This window comes from Alloalcanivorax mobilis (genome assembly GCF_002864685.1).
GTDB lineage: Bacteria > Pseudomonadota > Gammaproteobacteria > Pseudomonadales > Alcanivoracaceae > Alloalcanivorax > Alloalcanivorax mobilis.
In genome coordinates this window covers 130,856-155,770 of record NZ_NMQZ01000006.1, presented here as the reverse complement: position 1 = coordinate 155,770, position 24,915 = coordinate 130,856, and the positions used below count along the sequence as shown (strand labels likewise).

Annotated in this window: 22 protein-coding genes; 15 read left to right on the top strand and 7 right to left on the bottom strand. The window is 65.5% G+C overall.

The features are described from left to right. Positions 1-4: 4 nt before the first annotated feature. Positions 5-478, top strand: coding sequence for a winged helix-turn-helix transcriptional regulator (locus CGS25_RS05550; RefSeq protein WP_089031118.1), 474 nt, complete (start codon positions 5-7; stop codon positions 476-478). On the opposite strand, the gene CGS25_RS05545 is transcribed toward CGS25_RS05550, so the two are convergent. From CGS25_RS05545 to CGS25_RS05525, 5 genes are all read right to left on the bottom strand, one after another. Next, complete coding sequence (locus CGS25_RS05545) at positions 445-1,056, bottom strand: NlpC/P60 family protein (protein ID WP_232802267.1); 612 nt, start codon at positions 1,054-1,056, stop codon at positions 445-447. The genes CGS25_RS05550 and CGS25_RS05545 overlap by 34 nt on opposite strands. A gap of 96 nt (positions 1,057-1,152) precedes the next feature. Next, positions 1,153-1,815, bottom strand: a complete 663-nt coding sequence (locus tag CGS25_RS05540) for a DUF4396 domain-containing protein (RefSeq protein ID WP_089031117.1) — start codon at positions 1,813-1,815, stop codon at positions 1,153-1,155. Positions 1,816-1,995: 180 nt separating this feature from the next. Continuing rightward, entirely contained in the window at positions 1,996-2,676 is a 681-nt protein-coding gene (gene rpe / locus CGS25_RS05535) for a ribulose-phosphate 3-epimerase (protein WP_089031116.1), read from the bottom strand. Between the two features lie 9 nt (positions 2,677-2,685). After that, entirely contained in the window at positions 2,686-3,351 is a 666-nt protein-coding gene (murU, locus tag CGS25_RS05530; RefSeq protein WP_101674852.1) for an N-acetylmuramate alpha-1-phosphate uridylyltransferase MurU, read from the bottom strand. Continuing rightward, a complete protein-coding gene (locus tag CGS25_RS05525; RefSeq protein ID WP_101674851.1) occupies positions 3,339-4,355 on the bottom strand; it encodes an aminoglycoside phosphotransferase family protein in 1,017 nt (338 codons plus the stop codon). The genes murU and CGS25_RS05525 overlap by 13 nt, the downstream gene beginning before the upstream one ends. A gap of 156 nt (positions 4,356-4,511) precedes the next feature. Here CGS25_RS05525 and CGS25_RS05520 point away from each other — a divergent pair, with 156 nt between their 5' ends. From CGS25_RS05520 to CGS25_RS05465, 12 genes are all read left to right on the top strand, one after another. Further along, on the top strand, positions 4,512-6,785 hold the full coding sequence (locus tag CGS25_RS05520; protein ID WP_232802266.1) for an LPS-assembly protein LptD: 2,274 nt from the start codon (positions 4,512-4,514) through the stop codon (positions 6,783-6,785). Continuing rightward, a complete protein-coding gene (locus CGS25_RS05515) occupies positions 6,778-8,109 on the top strand; it encodes a peptidylprolyl isomerase (protein WP_089031112.1) in 1,332 nt (443 codons plus the stop codon). The genes CGS25_RS05520 and CGS25_RS05515 overlap by 8 nt, the downstream gene beginning before the upstream one ends. A gap of 46 nt (positions 8,110-8,155) precedes the next feature. After that, positions 8,156-9,139 carry a 4-hydroxythreonine-4-phosphate dehydrogenase PdxA gene (gene pdxA, locus CGS25_RS05510; RefSeq protein ID WP_101674849.1) on the top strand — a complete coding sequence of 328 codons (984 nt, stop codon included), beginning with the start codon at positions 8,156-8,158 and terminating at the stop codon, positions 9,137-9,139. Then, positions 9,136-9,936, top strand: a complete 801-nt coding sequence (rsmA, locus tag CGS25_RS05505) for a 16S rRNA (adenine(1518)-N(6)/adenine(1519)-N(6))-dimethyltransferase RsmA (protein ID WP_101674848.1) — start codon at positions 9,136-9,138, stop codon at positions 9,934-9,936. Before pdxA ends, rsmA begins: the two co-directional genes overlap by 4 nt. Then, a complete protein-coding gene (gene apaG, locus CGS25_RS05500; RefSeq protein WP_089031110.1) occupies positions 9,933-10,325 on the top strand; it encodes a Co2+/Mg2+ efflux protein ApaG in 393 nt (130 codons plus the stop codon). Before rsmA ends, apaG begins: the two co-directional genes overlap by 4 nt. 180 nt (positions 10,326-10,505) lie before the next feature. Then, positions 10,506-11,315, top strand: coding sequence for a symmetrical bis(5'-nucleosyl)-tetraphosphatase (locus CGS25_RS05495; protein WP_101674847.1), 810 nt, complete (start codon positions 10,506-10,508; stop codon positions 11,313-11,315). A gap of 477 nt (positions 11,316-11,792) precedes the next feature. Continuing rightward, the gene (locus CGS25_RS05490) at positions 11,793-13,715 is read left to right on the top strand and encodes a PrkA family serine protein kinase (protein ID WP_101674846.1); all 1,923 of its coding nucleotides are present in this window, start codon (positions 11,793-11,795) and stop codon (positions 13,713-13,715) included. A 173-nt stretch (positions 13,716-13,888) separates the two neighbouring features. Further along, positions 13,889-15,169, top strand: coding sequence for a YeaH/YhbH family protein (locus CGS25_RS05485; protein ID WP_101674845.1), 1,281 nt, complete (start codon positions 13,889-13,891; stop codon positions 15,167-15,169). Beyond that, a complete protein-coding gene (locus CGS25_RS05480) occupies positions 15,166-16,683 on the top strand; it encodes a SpoVR family protein (RefSeq protein WP_089031106.1) in 1,518 nt (505 codons plus the stop codon). The genes CGS25_RS05485 and CGS25_RS05480 overlap by 4 nt, the downstream gene beginning before the upstream one ends. 92 nt (positions 16,684-16,775) lie before the next feature. Then, positions 16,776-17,789 carry a Fe(3+) ABC transporter substrate-binding protein gene (locus CGS25_RS05475; protein WP_101674844.1) on the top strand — a complete coding sequence of 338 codons (1,014 nt, stop codon included), beginning with the start codon at positions 16,776-16,778 and terminating at the stop codon, positions 17,787-17,789. A gap of 79 nt (positions 17,790-17,868) precedes the next feature. Then, complete coding sequence (locus CGS25_RS05470) at positions 17,869-19,458, top strand: ABC transporter permease (protein WP_232802265.1); 1,590 nt, start codon at positions 17,869-17,871, stop codon at positions 19,456-19,458. Continuing rightward, a complete protein-coding gene (locus tag CGS25_RS05465; protein ID WP_101674842.1) occupies positions 19,445-20,533 on the top strand; it encodes an ABC transporter ATP-binding protein in 1,089 nt (362 codons plus the stop codon). Before CGS25_RS05470 ends, CGS25_RS05465 begins: the two co-directional genes overlap by 14 nt. 134 nt (positions 20,534-20,667) lie before the next feature. Here the strand turns inward: CGS25_RS05465 and CGS25_RS05460 are convergent, their stop codons facing one another. Together CGS25_RS05460 and CGS25_RS05455 are read right to left on the bottom strand one after the other, a co-directional pair. Further along, complete coding sequence (locus tag CGS25_RS05460) at positions 20,668-21,645, bottom strand: NAD(P)H-dependent flavin oxidoreductase (protein WP_101674841.1); 978 nt, start codon at positions 21,643-21,645, stop codon at positions 20,668-20,670. A 120-nt stretch (positions 21,646-21,765) separates the two neighbouring features. After that, complete coding sequence (locus tag CGS25_RS05455; RefSeq protein WP_101674840.1) at positions 21,766-22,683, bottom strand: DMT family transporter; 918 nt, start codon at positions 22,681-22,683, stop codon at positions 21,766-21,768. A 212-nt stretch (positions 22,684-22,895) separates the two neighbouring features. Here CGS25_RS05455 and CGS25_RS05450 point away from each other — a divergent pair, with 212 nt between their 5' ends. Continuing rightward, positions 22,896-24,149, top strand: coding sequence for a multifunctional CCA addition/repair protein (locus CGS25_RS05450; RefSeq protein ID WP_101674839.1), 1,254 nt, complete (start codon positions 22,896-22,898; stop codon positions 24,147-24,149). After that, positions 24,125-24,883: a pteridine reductase gene (locus CGS25_RS05445; RefSeq protein WP_101674838.1), complete on the top strand. Its 759-nt coding sequence runs from the start codon at positions 24,125-24,127 to the stop codon at positions 24,881-24,883. Before CGS25_RS05450 ends, CGS25_RS05445 begins: the two co-directional genes overlap by 25 nt. The last annotated feature ends 32 nt before the right edge of the window (positions 24,884-24,915 follow it).

Below are 24,915 nucleotides of genomic sequence, written 5' to 3'. Positions count from 1 at the left end.
CCCCATGAGCCGAAAACGCCTTGCCGATGATCACTGTTCCGTAGCCCGAGCCCTCAACGACGTGGGCGATTGGTGGTCGTTGCTGCTGGTCAAGGAAGCGATGGTGGGCACGCGCCGGTTTGTCGACTTCCAGCAAAACCTGGGCATCGCCCGCAATATTCTCTGCGACCGGCTGGCGCGGCTGGTGGACAACGGTGTGCTCAGCAAGCGCGACGTGGGCGAGCACGGCGTGCGCTATGAGTACCGGCTCACCGACAAGGGCCGCGATCTGTTCGCGGTGGTGATCGCCCTGCGCCAGTGGAGCGATCGTTGGAACGGCGCTGGCGACACCCCCACCCTGGTGGACCGCGCCCAGGGCCGCCCGGTGCCACCGGTGACGGTGCACAGCGCCGATGGCCGCGCTCTGAGCCTGCGCGAGGTGTTCTATCGCGCCGAGGGCGACACCTACGGCGCCGACGACGACAGCGAGGTCGGCTGAAACGTCTGCCGCGCTGGCAGATCCAGGCGCCGCGCCTTCCAGTAATGCTTACGCCAGTACACGTTGTTCAGCGACGAGGTCATCACACCACGGCTGGTGGAGGCGTGCAGGAAGCGGTCGCCGCCCATGTAGATGCCCACATGACGGTCGCGGAAACCGGTCTTGAAAAACACCAGATCGCCGGCACGCAATTGATCCCGGGCCACTTTTTCGCCCTGCTCGGCCAGCTCGTGGGTGGTGCGGGGTAATTCCATGCCCAGGCGCGATTGGAAGGTGAGATACACGAAGCCGGAGCAATCTACGCCGTTCTCGCTCAAACCGCCGTAGCGATAAGGGACGCCGCGCCATTGCTCGGCCTGGTCGCGCAGTGACGAGAGAATCAGCGGCGGCACCCCGGTGGCGGGTTGGTCGTCACGCAGGGAGGGCGGCGGAGACGGCTCGGGCCGGTAACGGTCCTCGACCTGGGCGGGGCTGGAATGGGTACGTGCCGGCATGCCGGAACAACCGTAAAGCAAGGTGCCCGCCACCAGCAGGGCGACCAGACACGGTGTTCTCAGTGACGCTCCGCTCCAAGGCACGCGGACTCCTCTCATCTCCTTTGATCCGCGCCATAGTGCACCAGCCGCCACGGCACGACAATCCCGGACTGCGCACCCGGCGGGGTTAGCGAGTGCTCATGCACCCGATTGCGCGTGGTGCATCATATGGCGAGGGTCGTGCATGCCTTCCTTGACACCGAAGCGGATCAGCAGGGCATTGACCGGGTAGGCAACCAGCAAACCGGCGGACAGCGACACTATCAGCGCCGCCCAGAACGGCGGCTCGGACAGGCGCGCCCCGGCGGCGAGACCGTTATTGACCAACAGCGCCGACACTTCCATGGCGGTGATGCTGAGCGTCTCCGCCAGCACCGTGTCTTTCAACGCGGTGGAAAACGGCTCGCCGCCCTGCATCAGCGGGCCCAGGGTAAAACCGAAGCCGATCACATAGGCGAGCGTGAAGGTGACCACGTTGACCGGCCAGCCGGTGATCGCGAACGCTCCGGAGAGCACCAACACGCCGATCACCTCGCCCAGCCCGCAGCCGGAATAGCAATGCGCCACCGAACGAAAGCTCTTGCGCCACAGGGAGTCCCGGCGAATCTGCCCACGGCCGGTGACGACGTACACCGCCAGCCCCAACGGGCCGGAATAGAGCACGCTCAGCACCCACACCATTTTCATCATGCCGCCAAGAAAGGCGTTGTGCCGGCGCAGATCGCGCACCACCCAGGCCACGCACAGCAGATCCACCACCGCCCAGCCCACCAGCATTGGCCACGTTACCCAGTCCAGCATGATTGTGCCTCCTTCCGTTGGTTGGATTTCTGGCGTTGGACGCGGGATGCCAGACGCCGGACGCCGGACGCCGGACGCCAAAGTCAAAACCCATCGCTGACGGCATTGCGGCTACGCAAGAGCGTTTTGCGCGCGCCAATCGGCTCGGGGCCGGTTTTTTTAGCGTCCGGCGTCCGGCGTCTAGCGTCCGGCGTCCTTCAACTCCCCCCGCATGGCATCAATCACCGCCTTGTAATCGTCCTTGCCGAAGATCGCTGAGCCGGCGACGAAGGTGTCGGCGCCGGCGGCGGCCACCTGGCCGATGTTCTTTTCGGAGACGCCGCCGTCCACTTCCAGGCGGATGGCGCGGCCGCTGGCGTCGATCCGCTCACGGACCCGCTCGATTTTGTTGAGGGTGCCGGGAATGAACGACTGGCCACCGAACCCCGGGTTGACGCTCATCAGCAGCACCATGTCCAGTTTGTCCATCACGTAGTCCAGGCACTCCGGGCCGGTGGCCGGGTTGAGCACCAGCCCGGCCTGGCAGCCAGCGTCGCGGATCAGTTGCAGGGAGCGGTCCACGTGGCGGGAGGCTTCCGGATGAAAAGTGATCATGGACGCCCCGGCATCGGCGAACATGCCGATCAGATCGTCCACCGGGCTGACCATCAGGTGCACGTCGATGGGCGCGGTCACGCCGTGCTTGCGCAGCGCCTTGCACACCATCGGCCCGATGGTCAGGTTGGGCACGTAGTGGTTGTCCATGACGTCGAAGTGAATCACGTCGGCGCCGGCGGCGAGCACCGCGTCGCACTCCTCGCCCAGCCGCGCGAAGTCGGCGGCGAGAATGGAAGGCGCGATCCAGAAGTCCTGCTTGGCCATCAAAATTCCTCAGGCTCGTAAATAGTCATTGAGTTGTTCCAGCCGCCGCGGCGTGCCGATGTCCCACCACTGGCCGCGATGGTGCTCACCGCCGACCCGCTGGGCGGCGATGGCCTCACGCAGTAACGGCGCCAGGCGCCGCTCGCCCTGCGCCAGGCCGGCGAACAGCGCCGGATCGAGGCGCGCGATGCCGGCGTAGGTGAGCCTGGGCTGGCCGCTGTCGCGCACCCGCCCGGTGTCGCTGAGATGAAAATCACCGTCCACATGGTGCGCCGGGTTGTCCACCAGTACCAGGTGGGCCAGGTCGGCGGACTCACCGCCGGCCAGCGCGGTGAAATCGTAATCGGTCCAGATGTCGCCGTTGACCAGCACGAACGGCGCCTCGCCGAGCAGCGGCAACGCCCGGCGAATGCCACCGGCGGTTTCCAGCGGCTCGCCCTCGTGCGACCAGCGAATGCGCACGCCCAGGTCGGTGCCGTCGCCCAGGCGCGCCGGCAACTGCTCGCCCAGCCAGCCGGTGTTGATCACCAGATCGGTGATTCCGGCCGCCCGCAGCGCCTCGATATGATACTGGATCAACGGCTTGCCGCCGGCTTCCAACAGCGGCTTCGGCGTGTGCTCGGTGAGCGGGCGCATGCGTTTGCCGTGGCCGGCGGCCAGAATCATGGCGCGCATGAGGGCCCCTCACCGGTGGGGCAGCCCCATTCGTCGAGCAGCACGCCCAGGTCCGCCAGTTCCGGGCGCCGTGCGATCACGGTGCGCAGGTAGGCAAAGAAACGCGGCGTGTCCGCCAGGTATCGGGGTTTGCCGTCGCGGTGGCAAATACGCGCGAAGATACCGATTACCTTCAAGTGCCGTTGGGCGCCCATCAGGTCGCAATCGCGCAGCAGCGCCTCGAAATCCGCTGGCACCGGCAGACCGGCTTCCAGCCCACGGCGCTGATACTCCCGCAGCCAGCCGTGCACGCGCGCCTCCGGCCAGCTCAGGAAGGCGTCCTTGAACAGGCTGATGGCGTCATAAGTGATCGGCCCGCGCACCGCGTCCTGGAAATCCAGCACGCCCGGGTTGGGCTCGCTGACCATCAGGTTGCGGGGCATGTAATCGCGGTGCACGAACACGGTGGGCTGGGCCAGGGCGGCCTCGATCAGGGTATCGAACACCGCGTCCAGGCGAGCGCTGGCAGCAGCGTCCAGGGTCAGATTTTTCTCCCGCGCCAGGTACCATTGCGGAAACAGGTCCAGCTCGCGGCGCAGCAGCGCGCGGTCATAGGCCGGCAAGCCGCTGGCGTCGGCGCGGCTCTGCTGAACGATCAGCGTCTCCAGGGCGGCGCCAAACCAGGCGTCGGCGTTGGCGTCGTTGAGCGCGGTGAGCCAGGTTTCCGAGCCCATGTCGGTGAGCAGCAGAAAGCCGCGTTCCAGGTCCTGGGCGAGAATTTCCGGCACATTGACACCGGCGGCGGCGAGCCGCCCGGCCACCTGGACAAACGGCCGGCAATCCTCCTGGGGCGGCGGCGCGTCCATGGCCACCAGGCTGCGCCCCTGGTGCCGATAACGAAAATAGCGGCGGAAGCTGGCGTCGGCGGAGGCGTTCTCACCACGCACCGCCACCCCCAGCCAATCGCTCACCCACTGGTCAAGTTCCCGGCGGCGCCGGTCCGGGTTACCGTTCTCAGGCTGCATTGCCATCATTGATCGATTACACTGCCGCGATTATTCGAAGGAACCTCTGAACAGCCCCAAGCCGAGCGCGGAACACGGGCCCCAGGGAGAGCCATAACCTCAAACAGGATGGTTCAGAGGTACCAAAGCGGCCTTTTTACCTGTTCTGAGCAGCCGATGCCACTGCCCTCACGTTTGCTATTGCCCGGCCTGATCGCGGTTTTCGCCGCCGGCGCCCATGCCGAAGACGATCTGAACTGGGTCGACCGCGACACCATGAACGCGCTTCCGCCGGTGCTCCAGCGGGATATACCGGTCTGGTGCAGCGGAATCTATTACAACCCGGATGTCGGCGTGCCCGCGGAAGAGAGCGACACGATCATTACCGCCGACCAGACCAGCCTGACCCGCGACGGCCTGATCCAGATGGGCGGCGACGTGCTGATCGAGCGCCCCGGCCGGCGGGTCACCACCGACAGCGCCACCCTGGATCAGTCCAGTGGCAAGTTCGAGGTGGACAGCGCCCTGCGCCTGGAATCCGACCAGGTCACCTTCCTCGCCGACGGCATGAGCGGCCAGACCCAGCGCGGCGACATCAGCCTGGAAAACGCCCGCTATTCGATCTTCGGCGCCGGCGCCCGCGGCACCGCCAAATACCTGGATCAGGTCAAGAATTTCATTACCGTGACGCGCGGCACCTACACCACCTGCCCACCCGGCTCCAACGGCTGGGAAGTGGCCGGCCGGCAGATTCGCCTGGACCGGCAAAAAGGCTGGGGCGAGGGCCGTGACGTGGTAATCCGGGTGAAGAGCATGCCGGTGCTGTGGCTGCCCTGGATTACCTTCCCGATTGATGACCGGCGCAAAACCGGCCTGCTGTTCCCGACCATCGCCAGCGGCGACAACGGCGGCCTGGATTTTACCCAGCCGGTTTACGTCAACATCCACCCGCAGATGGACGCCACCGTGTCGCCGCGCTACATCGACGGCCGGGGCAGCGGCGTGGACACCCAGTTCCGCTACCTGTCCCACCTCGGCCATGGTCAGGTCAATTACGGGGTGCTGTTCAAGGACCGGGAGTTCGACGACCAGAACCGCACCCTGGCGTCGTGGAAGCACGACGGCTCGGTGGGCCGTTGGACCCTCAAGGCGGACGTCAATTACGTGTCCGATGATTTCTACTTCAAGGATCTCGACACCGGCCTGGAAGTCAGCTCGCGGACCCACCTGCCGCGCCTCGGTGAAGCACGCTACTACGGCCGCACCTGGCGGGCGCTGGCGCGGATACAGTCCTGGCAGACCATTGACCCGACGCTGCCCGATGACCAGCTGCCCTACCGCCGCCTGCCGCAGTTGCAGCTTTCCGGTTCGCCGCACCTGATCGGCCCGCTGCACGCCCTGTGGCTCAGCGACGTGACCGCCTTCGACCGGCCCAGCAAGGACACCAGCTCCAACCCGACCGGCGCGCGCGTGCACTTCGAACCCGGCCTGGGCATGCGCCTGACCCGCAGTTGGGGTTACCTGGAACCGCGTTTCAAGGTGTACCACACCCGCTATCAGCTCGATGACGCCTTCGCCACCTCCAGCGACCCGAGCCTGACCACCTGGGGCGCCAGCCTCGATTCCGGGCTGTTCATGGAACGCGGCACCAGTTTGTTCGGCCGCAACTATTCGCAAACCCTGGAACCGCGCGTGTTCATCAACAAAGTCGCCTATCAGGATCAGAGCAACCTGCCGGACTTCGACGCCGGCGAGCTGACCTTCGGCTACAACACCCTGTTCCGCGAAAACCGCTTTATCGGTTACGACCGCATCGGCGACGAAGAAAAGATCGCCCTGGGCCTGACCAGCCGCTTCCTGCGCGACGACGACGGCCGCGAGCAGTTGCGTCTGCGCGTCGGCCAGGGCTATTACCGCGGCAAGCAGCGGGTGCAACTGGACGGCCAGGACCCGGAAGACGCCGACCAGACCCCGATGGTCGCCGATATGCGGTGGAACTTTGGGCACGATTGGTACCTCTACTCCGAGGGCCAATGGGACAGCGACATCAACGAGCGCGAGCGTTCCACGCTGCGCCTGGGCTACACCGACCGGGAGAGACGTATTTTCAATCTGGGCTTCACCGACCGGCCGCAGGATGACATTCGCCAGTCGGAGGTGGCCGCGATCTGGCCGATCCACAACAACTGGCGCCTGATTGGCCGCTGGCTGTACGACGTTGATCGTCAGCGCACCCTGGAAACCCTGGCCGGCGCCGAATGGCGCAACTGCTGTTGGAAAATCCGTCTGCTCAGCCAGCGGGAGCTGTCCGATGAAGACGGCGACACCACCCTGGAAGCGGACTCCACCGTTTTGCTACAGATACAGATGACCGGGCTCGGCGGCTTTGGCGGGCGTGTGGACTCGCTGCTTGAGCGCAGTATTCCCGGATACAGGAGCGAATATGAATAGGCACACCCGCAGCTTCCTGGCGAAGCCGGCGATCCATCCCCTGGCGATTTGCCTGCTGGGCCTGAGCCTGTTGCTGCCCCTGGCCGCCCAGGCCCGGGTCGAGATGCTTGATCGCATCGTCGCGGTGGTCAACGACGGCGTGATCATGAACAGCGAACTGCAGGACCGGGTCGCCGAAATCGGCGCCCAGTTCCAGGCCGACAATCGATCAATGCCGCCGCTGGACGTGATGCGCGAGCAGGTGCTCGAGCGCATGATCCAGGAACGCATCGAACTGCAACTGGCCGAACGCGGCGGCATCCGCGTGGACGACGCCAGCCTCAACCAGGCGCTCGCCGGTATTGCCCGGCAGAACAACATGAACCTGGAGCAGTTTGTCGATGCGGTCCGCTCCCAGGGCCAGGACTGGTCCCGTTTCCGTGAGCAGATCCGCAACGAAATGGTCATTTCGCGGCTGCAGCAGCGCACCGTGGCGTCGCGGGTGCGGGTCACCGACCGGGAAGTGGATCGCTTTCTGAGCTCCCAGCTCGGTGAAAAGATGTTCCAGGCCGACTTCCACCTCGGCCACATTCTGATCAAGGTGCCCGGCAGCGCCGCCCCCGAGCAGGTGGCCCAGGCCCAGCAGAAAGCCAACCAGATCGTCTCGCGGTTGCGCGGCGGCGCCGATTTCAGCGAGCTGGCGGTGGCCGAATCCGACGGCCCCAACGCCCTGGAAGGCGGTGACCTGGGCTGGCGCCCGGCGGCGCAATGGCCGTCGCTGTTCTCCGAGGCGGCGGTGGAGTTGCAAAAAGGCGACATCTCCACGCCACTGCGCTCCGGGGCCGGTTTCCATATTCTGAAAATGATCGACCGCCGTGGCGGCGCCGCCAAGGTGGTGACCCAGTATCAGGTTCGCCATGTGCTGGTGAAAACCGATGCCCTCACCACCGAAGCCCAGGCCCGCCAGGAAAGTCAGCGCGCCCACGACCAGATCGCCAGCGGCCAGGTGAGCTTCGCCGACATCGCCCGCGAACATTCCGACGACCCGGGCAGCGCCAGCCAGGGTGGCGAGCTGGGCTGGGTGACCCCGGGCCAGATGGTGCCCGAGTTCGAACAGATGATGACCGAGACCCCAAAAGGAGCGCTGTCACCGGTGTTTGAAACCCAGTTCGGGTTCCATTTTTTGCAGGTCGAGGATGTGCGCGAGGCGGACATGAGCGATGAGTTCCGCCGCCTGCAGGCCCGCCAGGCGCTGCAAAAACGGCGCTTCGACGAAGAACTGCAGACCTGGGAGCAAGAGCAACGCTCCGAGGCCTACGTGGACATTCGACTCAACCCTTCATGACTCATCCCTTGATGAGAGAGCCGTGCCTGATCGCGAGCGCGCGCCCATGAGCCGGCGTCCGCTCGCCATCACCAGCGGCGATCCGGCCGGCATCGGCCCGGATCTGGTATTGCCACTGGCGGCGGCCCTGCCCGGGCTGCCGCTGGTGTTACTGGGTGACCGCCAGGTGCTCGATGAGCGCGCCCGGCGACTCGGCCTGAACGTGGCGCTGATTGACTGGCGGCCCGGCCAGGCCCTGCCCGAACACGGCACCGCCTTGTGGCATTGCGCCGCCGGTGCGCCGGTGCAAGCCGGCCGGCCGGACCCGGCCACCGGCGCCGGCACCCTGACCATGCTGGAGCGCGCCGCCGACGGCTGCCTGGACGGGACTTTCGCCGCCATGGTCACCGCGCCGCTGGCGAAAAACGTGATCCGTGACCGCGCCGACCCGGCCTTCACCGGCCACACCGAGTTCCTGGCTGCTCGCGCCGGCATTGAGCGGGTGGTGATGATGCTCGCCGCCGGCGATCTGCGCGTGGCGCTGGCCACCACGCACCTGCCCCTGGCGCGGGTACCCTCGGCCATCAATGGCGCCGACCTGACCCGCACCCTGACCATTCTGCGCGACGACCTGCGCGACAAATTCGCCATCGCCGAACCACGCATCCTGGTGCTGGGCCTTAACCCCCACGCCGGCGAGAGTGGCCACCTCGGCCGCGAGGAGATCGACATCATCAGCCCCACCCTGGAACGTCTGCGCGCCGCGGGCTTTGCCCTCACCGGCCCGCTGCCGGCCGACACCGCCTTTCAACCGGCCCTGCTGGAGCGCCATGACGCGGTGCTCGCCATGTACCACGATCAAGGGCTGCCGGTGCTCAAGTACGCCGGCTTCGGCGAGGCGGTCAACATTACCCTGGGGCTGCCGTTCGTGCGCACCTCGGTGGATCACGGCACCGCCTTCGAACTGGCCGGCAGCGGCCAGGCTCACGGCGGCAGCCTGCTGGCCGCCACCCGACTGGCGGCACACCTGACCGGGGGCGACGCACCATGAGCGAACACCGCGCCCGGAAACGGTTCGGCCAGCATTTTCTCACCGACACCGGGGTGATCGACCAACTGGTGCGCAGCGTGGCGCCCCGCGACCAGGACACCCTGGTGGAAATCGGCCCCGGCCAGGGCGCCCTGACCTTCCCGCTGCTCGATGAAATCAGCCACCTTCACGTGGTGGAGCTGGATCGCGACCTGATCGCCCTGCTCAAACGGCGGGTCGCCCCGGAACGGTTGACCCTTCATCAAAGCGACGCGCTGCGCTTTGATTTCCGCGCCCTGGCGGTGGCTGGCCAACCGATCCGGGTGGTCGGCAATCTGCCCTACAACATCTCCACGCCGCTGATTTTCCACCTGCTCAGCCAGGCCGACGTGATCAGCGACATGACCTTCATGCTGCAGAAAGAAGTGGTGGAGCGCCTCACCGCCGCCCCCGGCGGCAAGGATTACGGGCGTCTGTCGGTGATGGTGCAGTATCATTGCCAGGCGGATTACCTGTTTTTCGTGCCACCGGGGGCGTTCAGCCCGCCGCCGCGGGTCGATTCCGCCGTGGTGCGGCTGGTGCCCCACGCCACCCCGCCCTGGCCGGCCGACGACCCGGCGTGGCTGGCGCGGCTGGTGGCCCAGGCCTTCAGCCAGCGCCGCAAGGCGATCCGCAACAGCTTGAAAACCCTGGTGGAGATCGCCGATTTCGCCACCGTCGGCGTTGATCCGGGGCTGCGCCCGGACCACCTCCACGTGGCCGATTACGTGGCCCTCGCCAACGCCACCGCCGATCGACAAGGAGCTTTGTCGTCATGACCCTCGCCGTCGACAACGACCGCTATCGAATCCAGGTGCAGGTAACGGCCGAATACCTGCCCGAGCAAAGCGACGAAGGCAACAAGCGCTGGGTGTTCGCCTACCACATCCGTATTCTCAACCAGGGCGAGATCACCGCGCGCCTGCTCACCCGCCATTGGGTGATCACCGACGGCGAAGAGCGGGTTCGCGAAGTGCACGGCGAAGGCGTGATCGGCGAACAGCCCAGCATCGCCCCCGGCCAGGAGTTCGAATACTCCAGCGGCGCGATCCTGGAAACCGAAGTCGGCAGCATGCGCGGCAGCTATCAAATGCTCGCCGAAGACGGCACCTGCTTCGACGCCGACATCCCCGCCTTCACCCTCGCCGTACCCCGGGCGTTGCATTGAATACACGTCGGGCGTCGGACGTCGGACGTCGGACGTCGGGCGTCGGACGCTTTAACCCGTGGCTGAAATCATCGGAGTGTTTACTATCTGGAACGCGGCAGAAAACACGATCAACCTTACAGGTTCCGGGTTTAGCGTCCGACGTCCGACGTCAGACGCCAGACGTGGCGCAGCCACACCATGAGCACCTACGTGATCGGCGATCTACAGGGCTGTCTGGGGCCGTTCGAGGCGTTGCTGGAGCGGATCGGGTTCGCGGCCGGGCGGGACCGGCTGTTGCTGGCCGGGGACCTGGTCAATCGTGGGCCGGATTCCCTGGGCACGCTGCGCCGGGCGCATGCGCTTGGCGACGACGTCCAGGTGGTGCTGGGCAACCACGACCTGCACTTGCTGGCGGTGGCCCACGGCCACGCCAGGCTGAAGAAACACGATACCCTGCAGCCGATTCTGGACGCCACCGACGGCCCCCGCCTGCTGGCCTGGCTGCAGCGCCAACCGCTGCTGGTGGAGGTGCCCGAATTCGACGCGGTGATGGCCCACGCCGGCTTGCCGCCGCTGTGGAGCCTGGCCGAGGCCCGCGAGCGCGCCCGCGAGGTCGAGGCGGTGCTGGCCGACCCGGCCCGGGCCCCGGATTACTTCGCCAATATGTACGGCAACACCCCCGCCGGCTGGGACGACACCCTGCAAGGCCCGGCCCGCTGGCGGGTGATCACCAACTATTTCACCCGCATGCGCTTCGTCAACGACGCCGGCGAGCTGGATCTGGCCAGCAAGGGCGAGGCGGACCAGCCGCCAGCGGGCTTCATGCCCTGGTTCGAGCACCCGCGCCGCCAGTACGGCGGTCGCGTGCTGTTCGGCCACTGGGCCGCACTCGAAGGTCACACCGGCGTCGAGCGGGTGGAAGCGCTCGACACCGGCTGTGTGTGGGGCAATCGCCTCACCGCCCTGCGCCTGGACGATCTGCGGCGGTTTCACGCTCCCTGCTCCTGAAGACGCTGGACGCCGGACGCCGGACGCTAGACGCCAAACCCTTAATCGGATTGGTGTGACGTGTTTTCTGCTGCGTTAGCGTTACAGAAAACATGACCATCCTGCCCGCATCGGGTTTTAGCGTCCGGCGTCCGGCGTCCAGCGTCCAGCGCAGGCCTGACTGCTCCCTTCAACCTCCCCCCTGTTCCCCACCCCGCCACAGCCCCGAGTGAGATTCTTAAGCACGCCGAACACGCCGTTTATCCACGCTTTATTCGCAAAAACTTCCGACAATTTATTTTTTTAGCCGGCATCGACTTGGCCTTTGACTTGGCGTTCGTTTTGGCGCCATGCTAGAACCGAATCGGATCGCAAACGGGATTGGCCCGTTTATTGAATCCAGCCCGGATATCAACCCAGCAAGGATTTTCTTTCATGTAAACAGATGACGGCCCCAGGAGCCGCGAGGGTTCCCAGACCGCCAGGAGGGAGTAAGGCATGAGCATTATTCGCCACTATCAGGCCCGGTTTGACGCCTATCAGGAAGACGAGATGTCCCTCGAGGACTACCTCGGGTTGTGCAAAAGCGACCCCGGCGTCTACGCCACGGCGTCCGAACGCATGCTGATGGCGATCGGCGAACCGGAGCTGGTGGACACCGCCAAAGACCCCCGCCGCTCCCGCATCTTTTCCAACAAGATCATCCGCCGCTACCCCGCCTTTGACGAGTTCTACGGCCTCGAAGACGTGATCGAGAACATCGTCAGCTACTTCCGCCACGCCGCCCAGGGCCTGGAAGAAAAGAAACAAATCCTTTATCTGCTCGGCCCGGTGGGCGGCGGCAAGTCCTCGCTCGCCGAGAAACTCAAGGCGCTGATGCAGAAAGTGCCGTTCTACGCGATCAAGGGCTCGCCGGTGAACGAATCGCCGCTGAGCCTGTTCGACCCCGACGAAGACGGCCCGATCCTGGAAGAGGAATACGGCATCCCGCGCCGCTATGTGCGCACCATCATGTCTCCGTGGGCGGTCAAGCGTCTGCATGAGTTCGGCGGCGACCTCAGCCAGTTCCGGGTGGTCAAGCGTTACCCCTCGATTCTCGATCAGATCGCCGTGGCCAAAACCGAACCCGGCGACGAGAACAACCAGGACATTTCCGCTCTGGTCGGCAAGGTGGACATCCGCAAGCTGGAAGACTTTGGCCAGGACGACCCGGATGCCTATGCGTTCTCCGGCGGCCTGTGCCGGGCCAACCAGGGGCTGCTGGAATTCGTGGAGATGTTCAAGGCGCCAATCAAGGTGCTGCATCCGCTGCTCACCGCCACCCAGGAAGGCAACTACAACGGCACCGAACACATGGGCGCGATTCCCTTCGAGGGCATCGTGCTGGCGCACTCCAACGAGGCCGAGTGGCAAACCTTCCGCAACAACAAGAACAACGAAGCCTTTATCGACCGCGTCTACATCGTCAAGGTGCCGTACTGCCTGCGTGTCGACGAAGAACAGATGATCTACGACAAGCTGCTGCGCAATTCCAGCTTGCGCGACGCCCAGTGCGCGCCGGACACCCTGCGCATGCTGGCGCAATTCTCGGTGCTGACCCGGCTCAAGGAACCGGAAAACTCCAGCATTTATTCAAAAATGCGCATTTACGACGGCGAAAATCTCAAGGATGTGGACCCGCGCGCCAAATCGCTGCAGGAATACCGCGACATGGCGGGCGTCGACGAAGGCATGGACGGGCTCTCCACCCGCTTCGCGTTCAAGATTCTCTCCAAGGTGTTCAACTTCGACCATACCGAAGTGGCCGCCAATCCGGTGCACCTGATGCATGTGCTGGAACAGCGCATCGAGCAGGAACAGTACGCCCAGGAGCGCCAGGAACTGTACCGCCGCTTTATCAAGGAATACCTGGTTCCGCACTACGTGGAATTCATCGGCAAGGAGATTCAGACCGCCTATCTGGAATCCTACTCCGAATACGGCCAGAACATTTTTGACCGCTACGTGATCTACGCCGATTTCTGGATTCAGGATCAGGAGTTCCGCGACCCGGACACCGGCGAGATTTTCGACCGCCAGTCACTCAATGAAGAACTGGAGAAAATCGAAAAGCCGGCGGGCATTTCCAATCCCAAGGACTTCCGCAACGAAGTCGTCAATTTCGTGCTGCGGGCACGCGCCAACAATCAGGGCCGCAATCCGAGCTGGATGAGCTACCAAAAGCTGCGCGACGTGATCGAGAAGAAAATGTTCTCCAATACCGAGGAGCTTCTTCCGGTGATTTCGTTCAACCCCAAGGGCAGCGACGACGATCGCCGCAAACACGACAACTTCGTGCATCGCATGATGGATCGTGGCTACACCGAGAAGCAGGTGCGCCTGCTTTCGGAATGGTATCTGCGGGTGCGCAAGGCGCAATAAATGCAGTTGCAAGTGAAAAGTTAAAAGTTACAACGCGGGCGCGTTTCGGGAATCTTAACGGCGGTGCCCGCGTACAACCCGGAATCGCGGCCCGCGTCGGGAAAAGCCGCTTACAAGCGTATTTCGCGTTGCAACTTGAAACTTTCAACTTGCAACTGCTTCCGGAGGAAGCCATGAGCTATATCATCGACCGGCGTCTCAATGGCCGCCACAAGAGCACGGTGAACCGGCAGCGGTTTCTTGATCGCTACCGGCGCCATATTCGTGAAGCGGTCAATGATGCGGTGGGGCGGCGCTCGATCAAGGAAATGGAACAGGGCGAGCGCATCACCATCCCCCGCAAGGATCTTTCCGAACCCGGTTTTCAGCATGGCGGTGGCGGCCAGCGCAACATCGTTCACCCCGGCAATCGGGAGTTCCAACAGGGTGACCGGGTCCAGCGCCCTCCCGGTGGCGCCGGTGGTGGCGCTGGCCAGCAGGCCGGCGACAGCGGTGAGGGCGATGACGATTTCGCCTTTGAAATCGACCAGCGGGAATTCCTCAATTTCCTGTTCGAGGATCTGGCGCTGCCCAATCTGGTCAAGCGCCAGTTGCAGGGCAGCCGCAGCTTCCATACCCGCCACGGCGGCATCATCAGCCACGGGCTGCCGGCGAAAATCAATATCGTGCGCTCCATGCGCCAGGCCTCCATGCGCCGGCGCGCGCTCAGCGCCGCCAGCCGGCGCAAGCTGCGCGAGCTGGAAGCCGAGCACGCGCAGTTGCTGGAACAGGATCAATCACCGGCCCGCCAGGAGCGCCTTGGCGAGCTGGAAGAACTAATCGCCCGGCTGCGCCGTCGCATTGACCGCATCCCGTTCCTCGACGAAGTCGATCTGCGCTACAACCACCACGTCAAGGTGCCGGTGCCGGTCAGCCGGGCGGTGATGTTCTGCATCATGGATGTGTCCGGCTCCATGAATCAGGACATGAAGGACTTGGCGAAACGATTCTTCCTGCTGCTCTACCTGTTTCTGCGCCGCAACTACGAACACACCGAAGTGGTGTTCATTCGCCACCACACCAGCGCCAAGGAGGTCGACGAAGAAGAGTTTTTCTACTCCCGCGAGACCGGCGGCACCATTGTCTCCAGCGCCCTTAAGCTGACCCTGGACATCATCAAAAAGCGCTACCCGGTGCAGGAATGGAACATCTACGGTGCGCAGGCCTCCGACGGCGACAACTGGAACGACGATTCCCCCGGTTGCGCCCGCCTGCTGGAAAAAGAGCTGCTGCCACGCATGCAGCATTTCTCTTACGTGGAAGTGATGCCGCGCAGCCACCAGGCGCTGTGGGACCAGTACCAAACCGTGATGGACCGCCACGGCGACGCCTTCGCGATGGCGCAGATCGATAACCCGGGCGACATTTACCCGGTATTCCGTCGGCTGTTCAAACGGCGAATGGAGGCCGCATGAGCACGATTGACGAAAAACTGCTTTCCACCGGGTCGGATTGGGATTTCGAGACCCTGGCCCGCTACGACCAGGCCATCGCCGAGCTGGCCCACGGCAAATACGGCCTGGACACCTACCCCAATCAGATCGAGGTGATCTCCTCGGAACAGATGATGGACGCCTACTCCTCGGTGGGCATGCCGGTGGGCTACAACCACTGGTCCTTCGGCAAGCAGTTCGTGGAAGTGGAAGGCCGTTACCGGCGCGGCCAGATGGGCCTGGCCTATGAGATCGTAATCAATTCCAACCCCTGCATCGCCTACCTGATGGAAGAGAACACCATCACCATGCAGGCCCTGGTGATCGCCCACGCCAGCTATGGCCACAACTCTTTTTTTAAAGGCAACTATCTGTTCAAGACCTGGACCGACGCCTCGGCGATCATTGATTACCTGGTGTTCGCCCGGCACTACATCAGCGAGTGCGAGCAACGCCACGGCGTCGCCGCCGTGGAAGAAACACTGGATTCCTGCCACGCCCTGATGAACTACGGCGTGGACCGCTACAAGCGGCCCACGCCGATCTCCGCACTGGAGGAAAAACGCCGCCTGCGCGAACGCGAAGCCCTGCTGCAACAGCAGGTGTCGGAACTCTGGAAGACCTTCCCGGACATGCAGCCGGCGATCCAGCGCCGTCAACCCACCAGCCGCTTCCCCGCCGAACCGCAGGAGAACATTCTCTATTTTCTGGAAAAAAACGCCCCGCTTCTGGAGCCCTGGCAGCGCGAGATCATTCGCATCGTGCGCAAGATGGCCCAGTACTTTTACCCGCAACGCCAGACCAAGGTCATGAACGAAGGCTGGGCTACTTTCTGGCATTACACCCTGCTGCACGACCTCTACGACCAGGGCCGGGTCAGCGACGGCTTTATGCTTGAGTTTCTGCAGAACCACAGCCAGGTGGTGTATCAACCTCCGTTTGATTCCCCTTACTACTCGGGCATTAATCCCTACGCCCTCGGCTTCGCCATGTTCACCGACCTGCGCCGCATCTGCGAAAAGCCCAGCGAGGAAGATCGCCAGTGGTTCCCGGACATCGCCGGCAGCGACTGGGTGAAAACGCTGAAGTTCGCCATGGAGAGCTTCAAGGACGAGAGTTTTATTCAGCAGTTTCTCTCGCCACGCCTGATCCGGGAATTCAAGCTGTTCAGCCTGTTCGACGACGACGAGCGCGATTACATCGAGATCAACGCGATCCACGATGATCGTGGCTACCAGACCGTGCGCAACCGCTTGTCCGAGCAGTACAACCTGAGCATTCAGGAGCCCAATATCCAGGTCTACGACGCCGACATCCGCGGCGACCGCTCGCTGACCTTGCAGCACGTGCGCCAGCACCACCGGCCCCTGGACCCGGACTCCGGCAACGAAGTCTTGCGCCACCTGCATCGCCTGTGGGGCTTTGACGTGCACCTGGAAAGCATCGACAACGGCGCCGTGGTGGAGCGCCTTTCCATGCCGGAGTTAGCGATCTAGGGAGCCTCTGCGTACACTGTCTTGACCCTTAATTGATAAATATTCTCATTAGTGTTTATACTCCGGCGCCCTCGTTATCCGGAGATTGTTGCATGCGCTCTTTACTGTTTTTGTCGCCGCTGTTCGCCCTGTTCCTGGTTGCCGGTTGCGGCAACGAAAGCGAAGAGGTCAACGTCTATTCGGCGCGCAAAGAGGCGCTGATCAAGCCTCTGCTGGAGCGCTTCACCGAACAGACCGGCGTCAAGGTCAACCTGATCACCGGCAACGCCGATGCCCTGGTCGAGCGCATCAAAGCGGAAGGTGAACACAGCCCCGCCGACCTGCTGCTGACCACCGACGCCGGGCGCCTCTACCGCGCCGATCAGGCCGCCCTGCTGGCGAGCACCGACAACGCCGTGCTCGAAGACGCGGTGCCCGCCGAACTGCGCGACCCGCAAGGCCGCTGGTTTGGTCTGTCGGTGCGCGCGCGGGTCATCGTGTACGCCCCGGACCGGGTCGAATCCGCTCAACTGTCCAGCTACGAAGGGTTGGCCGACCCGCGCTGGCGCGGCCGCCTGTGCGTGCGCTCCTCGGACAACATCTATAACCAGTCCCTGGTCGCCAGCCTGATCGCCCATGACGGCGCCGAGGCCACCGAAACCTGGGTGCGTGGCCTGGTGGCCAACCTGGCGCGCAACCCGGTGGGCGGCGACCGCGACCAGATCAAAGCGGTGGTGGCCGGCGAGTGCGACCTGGCGCTGGTCAACACCTACTACCTGGCCATGATGCAGGCCGACCCACAAAGCCAGGAAACCGCCTCGCGGGTGGCGGTGTTCTGGCCCAACCAGGATGGCCGTGGCACCCACATCAACATTTCCGGCGCCGGCGTCACCCGCGATGCGCCGAATCGGGATCACGCGGTGCGGCTGCTGGAATTCCTGGTCAGTGACGAAGCCCAGCGCTGGTACGCCGACGCCAACCACGAATACCCGGTGCGCGCCACCGTGCCGGCCAGCGACCGGCTGTCCAGCTGGGGCGATTTCAAAGCCGACACTTTGCCGCTGGTGAAGCTGGGCGAACTCAACGGCGAGGCGGTCCGCGTGATGGACCGCGCCGGCTGGCGCTGAGGTTTCCCTGAGCACGGCCCGCCGGTTTAATCCGCGCTCGGCGCTGCTGCTGGCCCTGGCCCTGGCGCTGGCGACCCCGGTGTTGGTGGTCGCCGGCAGCTGGCTGGCGGGGCCGTCGCCGCAGTGGTCGCACCTGACCGCCACGGTGTTGCCGGTCTATCTGCGGCACTCGTTATTGCTGGCGCTGCTCACCGGTGGCGGCACCCTGGTGATCGGCACCGCCGCCGCCTGGGCGGTGGCGCGGCTGCGCTTTCCCGGGCATCGGCTCCTGCAATGGGCGCTGCTGCTCCCAATGGCCTGCCCCGCCTATCTGATTGCCTACACCTGGACCGGCCTGCTGGCCCCGGAAGGGCCGCTGCAGGCCTGGCTGCCGGTGGCGCTGCCCGACATCCGCAACCCCTGGGGCGCGGCGCTGATGCTGACCCTGGTGCTGTATCCCTATGTCTACCTGCTGGCCCGCGCCGCCTTCGTGCACCAATCGGCCCTCGCCCAGGAGGTGGCGCGCAGCCTCGGCGCCGGCCCGGCCCGGCGGTTTTTCCGCGTCGCCTTGCCGCTGGCGCGGCCAGCGATCATTGCCGGCCTGGCGCTGGTGCTGATGGAAACCCTGGCCGACTACGGCACCGTGGCCTACTTCGGCGTGCCCACCCTGAGCACCGGCATCTTCCGCACCTGGTTCGGGCTCGGCGACCGGCTCGCCGCCGCGCAACTGGCCGCCGTGCTGCTGGCGGCGATGGTGGCGCTGCTGGCCCTGGAGCGAGGCGCCCGGCGGCAGCGCCGGGTGAGCGGCGACGCCCGCCCGGCAGCGGCGCTGACGTTGCGCGCGGCACCGGCGGTGCTGGTGCCGCTGGCGCTGTGCCTGCCGGTGCTACTTGGCTTCGTGCTGCCGGCCCTGCAGCTTCTGATCTGGAGCCTGCCGCGCCTGGCCCAGGCCGGCGACGCGGACTTTCTCAAGCTGGTCGGCACCAGCCTGCTGATTGCGCTGTGCACGGCGCTGGCCACCACCGCGCTGGCCCTGGCGCTGGTCTGGGCCCGCCGGCTGCGGCCCGACCGGCCACGCCGGCTGGCCGCCAGCCTGGCCGGTTTCGGCTACGCGGTGCCCGGCACGGTGCTGGCGGTGGGCACGGTGTTGGTGCTGGCCGCGCTCGATCAGGGCGTGAACCGGCTGGCCGGCGCCGTTGGCCTGGCCGCGCCCGGCCTGCTGCTCTCGGGTACCCTGTTCGCGGTGGTGTTCGCCTGCACGGTGCGCTTCGCCACCATTCCCATTCAAAGCCTGGACGCCGGCCTTCAGGCATTGCCGCCCAGCCTCGATCACGCCGCCCGCTCGCTGGGTGCCGGCCCGGCGCGCCTGCTGCGCCGGGTGCACCTGCCGCTGTTGCGGGTGCCGCTGGCCAGCGCCGCGCTGCTGGTGTTCGTGGACACCCTCAAAGAGCTTCCCGCCGCCCTGGTGCTGCGCCCGTTCAACACCAACACCCTGGCGGTGCGCGCCTTCGAGCTGGCCTCCGACGAGCGCCTCGCCGACGCCGCCCTGCCGGCACTGGCGATCCTGCTCGCCGGGGTGATTCCGGTGCTGCTGTTGACCCGCTCCCTGGATCACCCGCGGCCCACATCCGACCCGGGCAACGCCCCGCCCGGCCAGCGCCTTGAGGAGACCGCCCATGCTGCGCCTTGACGCCGTGCACGTCCGGCTGGCCGGCCAGACCGTGCTCGACGGCATCGACCTGAGCCTGCCAACAGGCGAGATCGGCTGCCTGCTGGGCCCCTCCGGCTGCGGTAAAACCACCTTGCTGCGGCTGATCGCCGGCTTCGTGGACGCCCAGCGCGGTGCGCTGACGCTGGCCGGCGAGCGGATGCTGGGCGCCGGCGAACCGGTGCCGCCGGAGCAGCGCCGGGTGGGCATGGTGTTTCAAGACATGGCGCTGTTTCCGCACCTGGACGTGGCCGCCAACATCGCCTTTGGCCTGCCCCGCGAACGCCGCTCCCAGCGCCGCCAGCGGGTGGCGGAATTGCTGGACCGGGTGGGCCTGCCCGGGCTCGGCCGGCGCTACCCACACCAGCTTTCCGGCGGCCAGCAGCAGCGCGTGGCGCTGGCCCGGGCGATGGCGCCACGGCCACGTCTGTTGCTGCTGGATGAGCCGTTCTCCGCTCTGGACGCGGAACTGCGCGAACAGATCAGCGCCGATGTGCGCGCCATTCTGCGCGACCAGGGCAGCACCGCGCTGATGGTCACTCACGATCAACAGGAAGCCTTCGCCATGGCCGACCGCCTCGGCGTGATGCGTCAGGGACGAATACAACAGTGGGATACGCCGGCGCGCCTCTACCAACGGCCCGCCAACCGATTCGTGGCGGAATTCCTGGGCCGTGGGCGTTTTTTGCGAGCACGCCTGAGCCACCCGGGCCAGGCCGAACTGGACGGTGCCAGCGTGCCGGTGACGGCCGTGCACGACGCCCGCCCCGGTGACCCGGTGGAGGTGCTGATACGACCGGAGGATTTACACACCGACCCGCACGGCCCACTGCGAGCGCGGGTGGTGGGCAGCGTGTTTCGTGGTGCCCGCGTGTGGTACACCCTGGCGCTTAACGACGGCCAGCAACTGGTGTGCAGCCTGCCCGGCCACCCGCGCCTGGCCGAAGGCAGCCGGGTTCGCCTGGCACCGGCGGTGACGCCGTTGGTGGCGTTTCGCACGGACGCTGGACGCTGGACGCTGGACGCTGGACGCTGGACGCCTGACGCCGGACGCTAAAACCCGATGCGGAAAGGATGGGCATGTTTTCTGTAACGCTAACGTAGCAGGAAACACGTCACACCCATCCGACTAAGGGTTTAGCGTCCGGCGTCAGGCGTCCGGCGTCCGGCGTCTCCTCAACCGCGCCGCGATCACGCCATCAACGCATTCAAACGCTCGCGCACGGTGCTCTGGCATTCGCCGATGATGTCCTGGATCAGCTCTTCACAGCTGGGGATGGAATCGATCAGGCCCTGCACCATGCCGCTGGTCCAGATGCCGTGGTCGATGTCGCCCTCGCTGAGGGCCACCTTGCCCTTGGTGCCGGCGACCATGTCGCGGATCAGCTCGAACTTCATGTCCTTACCGGCCTCGCGCTCGATCTCGTTGACCTGCTCGGCGACCTTGTTCTTATAGACCCGCGCGGTGTTGCGCAGCGGCCGGTACACCAGCGCCGTGTCCCGTTCGCTGGCGGCGACGATGGCGCGCTTGATGTTGTCGTGAATGGGCGCCTCTTTGGTGGCCATAAAGCGGGTGCCCATATTGATGCCGTCCGCGCCCAGCGCCAGGCAGGCGGCCATCTGCACGCCGGTGCCAATGCCGCCAGAGGCGAGCATGGGAATCTTCAGCACGCGGGCGGCGGCGGGCAGCAGCACCAGGTTGGTGACGTCGTCTTCACCGGGGTGGCCGGCGCACTCAAAGCCGTCCACCGAGACCGCCGAACAGCCCAGCTTCTCCGCTTTCAGGGCGTGCCGCACCGAGGTGCATTTATGAATCACCTTGATGCCATGCTGGTTAAAGGTGGCCATGAACGGCTCCGGGCTGCGCCCGGCGGTCTCGACGATTTTCACGCCGGCATCGACGATCACCTGAACGTACTCGTCGTAGGGCACCGGTTTGATGGTCGGCAGCAGCGTCAGATTAACCCCGAACGGCTGGTCGGTCATTTGCTGACAGCGAGCGATCTCCTTGGCGAGATCCTCCGGCGTCGGCTGGGTCAGGCCGGTGATCACGCCCAGGCCACCGGCGTTGGAGACCGCCGCCGCCAGTTCCGCGTAGCCCACGTTCTGCATGCCGCCCTGGACAATCGGATAGCGCGTGCCCAGCAATTCCGTAATGCGTGTTTTCATTGTTTCTCTCTCCCAGATGCTCGCGAATGGCCACGCGGGCGGCACAGCGGACAGGCTGCGCGGCGGCGGCCGTTAAACAGGTTTCGACCCTACTGAGGCAATCCCACGGGCGCAATGACCTTACCCGTCATCAATCGTGGTGGAAACGACCCGCCGGCGTACTCGCCGGTCGCCGAGCAGATACAGCCCCAGGGCCATCACGATCAGGCTGGTGCCCGCCAGCACCGGCACGCCAAGCCGCTCATCGTTGAGCGAGGCGCCCAGCAACAGCGCCAGCACCGGCGTGATCAGCGTCACCAGCGCGACCGTTGCCGCCGGCATCCGTGCCAATACCTGGAAATAGCAATAAAAGCCCAGCAACGAGCCGAAGGTAGCCAGATAAGCAATCGCGAACAGGCCGCGCGCCGCGCCGCTGAAGGCCAGCCCCTGACCACTGGCCCACAGTGCCAGCCCGTACAACGGCACCGACAACAACAAGCCGCCCACCGTCTGCGCCATCGGCGCCAGCCCCGCACCGACCCGCTGCACCACGATGCCCGAGCCGGCAAACAGCGTCACCGCGCAGAGCATCCACAGCAGCCCCCGGCCACGCTGCCCCGGGTCGCCCCGCAACAGGGACGCCAGGCTGTCATCGAACACCAGCGCCAGCCCCGCCACGCCCAACAGACACGCCAGCCAGTGCCAGCGGTTGAGCCGGAATCCACCAGGCACCAGTTGCAAAAAAATGCCCGAGATCAACGGCGCCAGCCCAAACATCACCGAAATCAGCCCCGAGGGCAGATCCCGTGCCGCCATATAGCTGCAGCCCATGGCGCCGAAGATGCCCGGCAGCGCCGCCACGTAACTGAGCAAGGCATGGCGGTGCAGCGGCAACGGCTGGCGCCGCGCCGCCAGCCACACCAGCCCCAGCAGCGCGGCGCACGCCATGCGCGCACCGGCCGCCGCCAGCGGCGGCAAGGCCTCGCCACTCCATTTAATCGCCAGCGGCGTGGTCGCCCAGACAGCGATCACGATCAGGTACGCAAGCGCGGTATTCATTCATTCTCCGACGCAAAGAAATAAAAAAGGGGACAGCAAATTCGCAAGCGGAAGGGGTTGTGAACAAGCGCACGCGTGGTGACAATGCGGCTGCGGGGCCTGCTCGACGGGCCACACACCCGCCTGATGCACCTGCCATCGCCAACCACGGCCGGTTCCAGAACAACAACAGACGTGCGAGTATTTTGCGTTAAAGGGGTTATAACGAACAAATGGACATTTATCTGGTAGGCGGCGCCGTCCGCGACGAACTACTTGGATTACCGGTCAAGGAAAAGGACTGGGTGGTGGTCGGCGGCACGCCGGAAGCGCTTCAGGCCAGCGGTTTCAAACCGGTCGGCAACGACTTTCCGGTATTCCTGCATCCACAAACCGGCGAGGAGTATGCGCTCGCGCGCACCGAACGCAAGAGCGGCCATGGCCACGGCGGCTTCGTGTTCCACACCGCGCCGGACATTACCCTGGAGCAGGATCTGATCCGCCGCGACCTGACCATCAACGCCATGGCCCAGGCCCCCGATGGCAGCATCATCGATCCCTTCAACGGTCGAGCCGACCTCGAGGCCAAGGTGCTGCGCCATGTGTCCGACGCCTTCGCCGAGGACCCTCTGCGCGTGCTGCGCGTGGCGCGCTTCGCCGCCCGCTATTACTCACTGGGCTTTCGCGTCGCCGAGGAAACCGTGCAGATGATGACCCGCATTACCCTCAGCGGAGAGCTGCGCCACCTGGTCGCCGAGCGGGTCTGGAAAGAGACCAGCCGCGCCCTGATGGAAAAATCGCCGCAGATCTTCTTCCGCACCCTGCACGATTGCGGCGCCCTGGCCGACCTGTTCCCGGAACTGGCCGACCTGGACGGCATCCCCCAGGCCCCCGATCATCACCCCACCGTGGACGTGTTGACCCACCAATGGCGCTGCCTGGCCCAGGCGGCCCGCCAGAACCTGCCCCTGACGCCCCGCTACGCCCTGCTGTGTCATGATCTCGGCAAAAGCATGACCACCCCGGACGGCTGGCCGGATCACCGCAACCACGAACGGCGCGGCGAAACCCCGGCCCGGGAAATGTCCGAGCGGCTCAAGGCCCCCAAAGAGATGGCCGACGCGGGCATGACCATGGTGCGCTGGCAGGTTCAGGTGCACCGGGCGCTTAAACTGCGCCCCCCGGCGCTGCTGCACCTGCTGCGCACGCTCGACGTGCTGCGCCGGCCGCGGCGTCTCAAATTCCTGGTGGACGCCTGCGAAGCGGATTTCCGCACCTGCGCCGCCGACCCCAAAGCGCCGTTCCCACAACGGGAATTTCTGATCGGCGCGGCGGAAATCATTCGCACCGTGGACGTCGCCGGCCTGCGTGAAGCCGGCCTCAACGGCCCGGCCCTGGGGCGCGCCCTGGACGACAAACGGGTGCGCGCCCTCAAGGAATACAAGAAGGAGTTCCAGGAACAATGGCAACAGGACCCGTCGCCCTGATCACCGGGGGCGCCCGACGCATCGGCGCGGAAATCGTGCGCGGCCTCCACCAACGGCAGTGCCGGGTCATCGTCCACTACCATCGCAGTGCCGCCGACGCCGAGGCACTGGTGGCGGAACTGAACCAGCGGCGCGCCGACAGCGCCATGGCGCTGCCAGCGGACCTCAACGACCCGCACGCGGTGCGCGACCTGGCGGACCGCGCCCTGGACGCCTTCGGCACCCTGCAAGTGCTGGTCAACAACGCCTCCAGCTTCTACCCCACCCCCCTGGCCCAAGCGACCGACCAGGATTGGGACGCGCTCATGCACAGCAACCTGCGTGCTCCGTTTCTGCTCAGCCAGCGCCTGGCCGGCGCCCTCGCCGACACGGGCACCGGCGCCATCGTCAATCTGGTCGACGTGTACGCGGAAAAGCCGCTGCTCAATCACAGCCTCTACTGCATGGCCAAGGCCGGCCTGGCGACGATGACCCGCGGCCTGGCCCGCGAACTGGGGCCGACGGTGCGCGTCAACGGCGTCGCCCCCGGGGCGATCCTGTGGCCCGAGCCCCTGTCGTCCGAAAACGGCCAGGACCAACAAGCCACCATTGTCGACGCCACCGCCCTGGGCCGCGCCGGCAGCCCCGGCGACATCGCCGGCGCGGTCGCCTGGCTGGCCCTGGACGCCCCCTACGTCACCGGCCAGATCCTGGCCGTGGACGGCGGTCGTTCGCTGTCCTTCCCCGGCGGTTGAGCCGAGCGCGCCGCGACCCTTGCATCGATAGC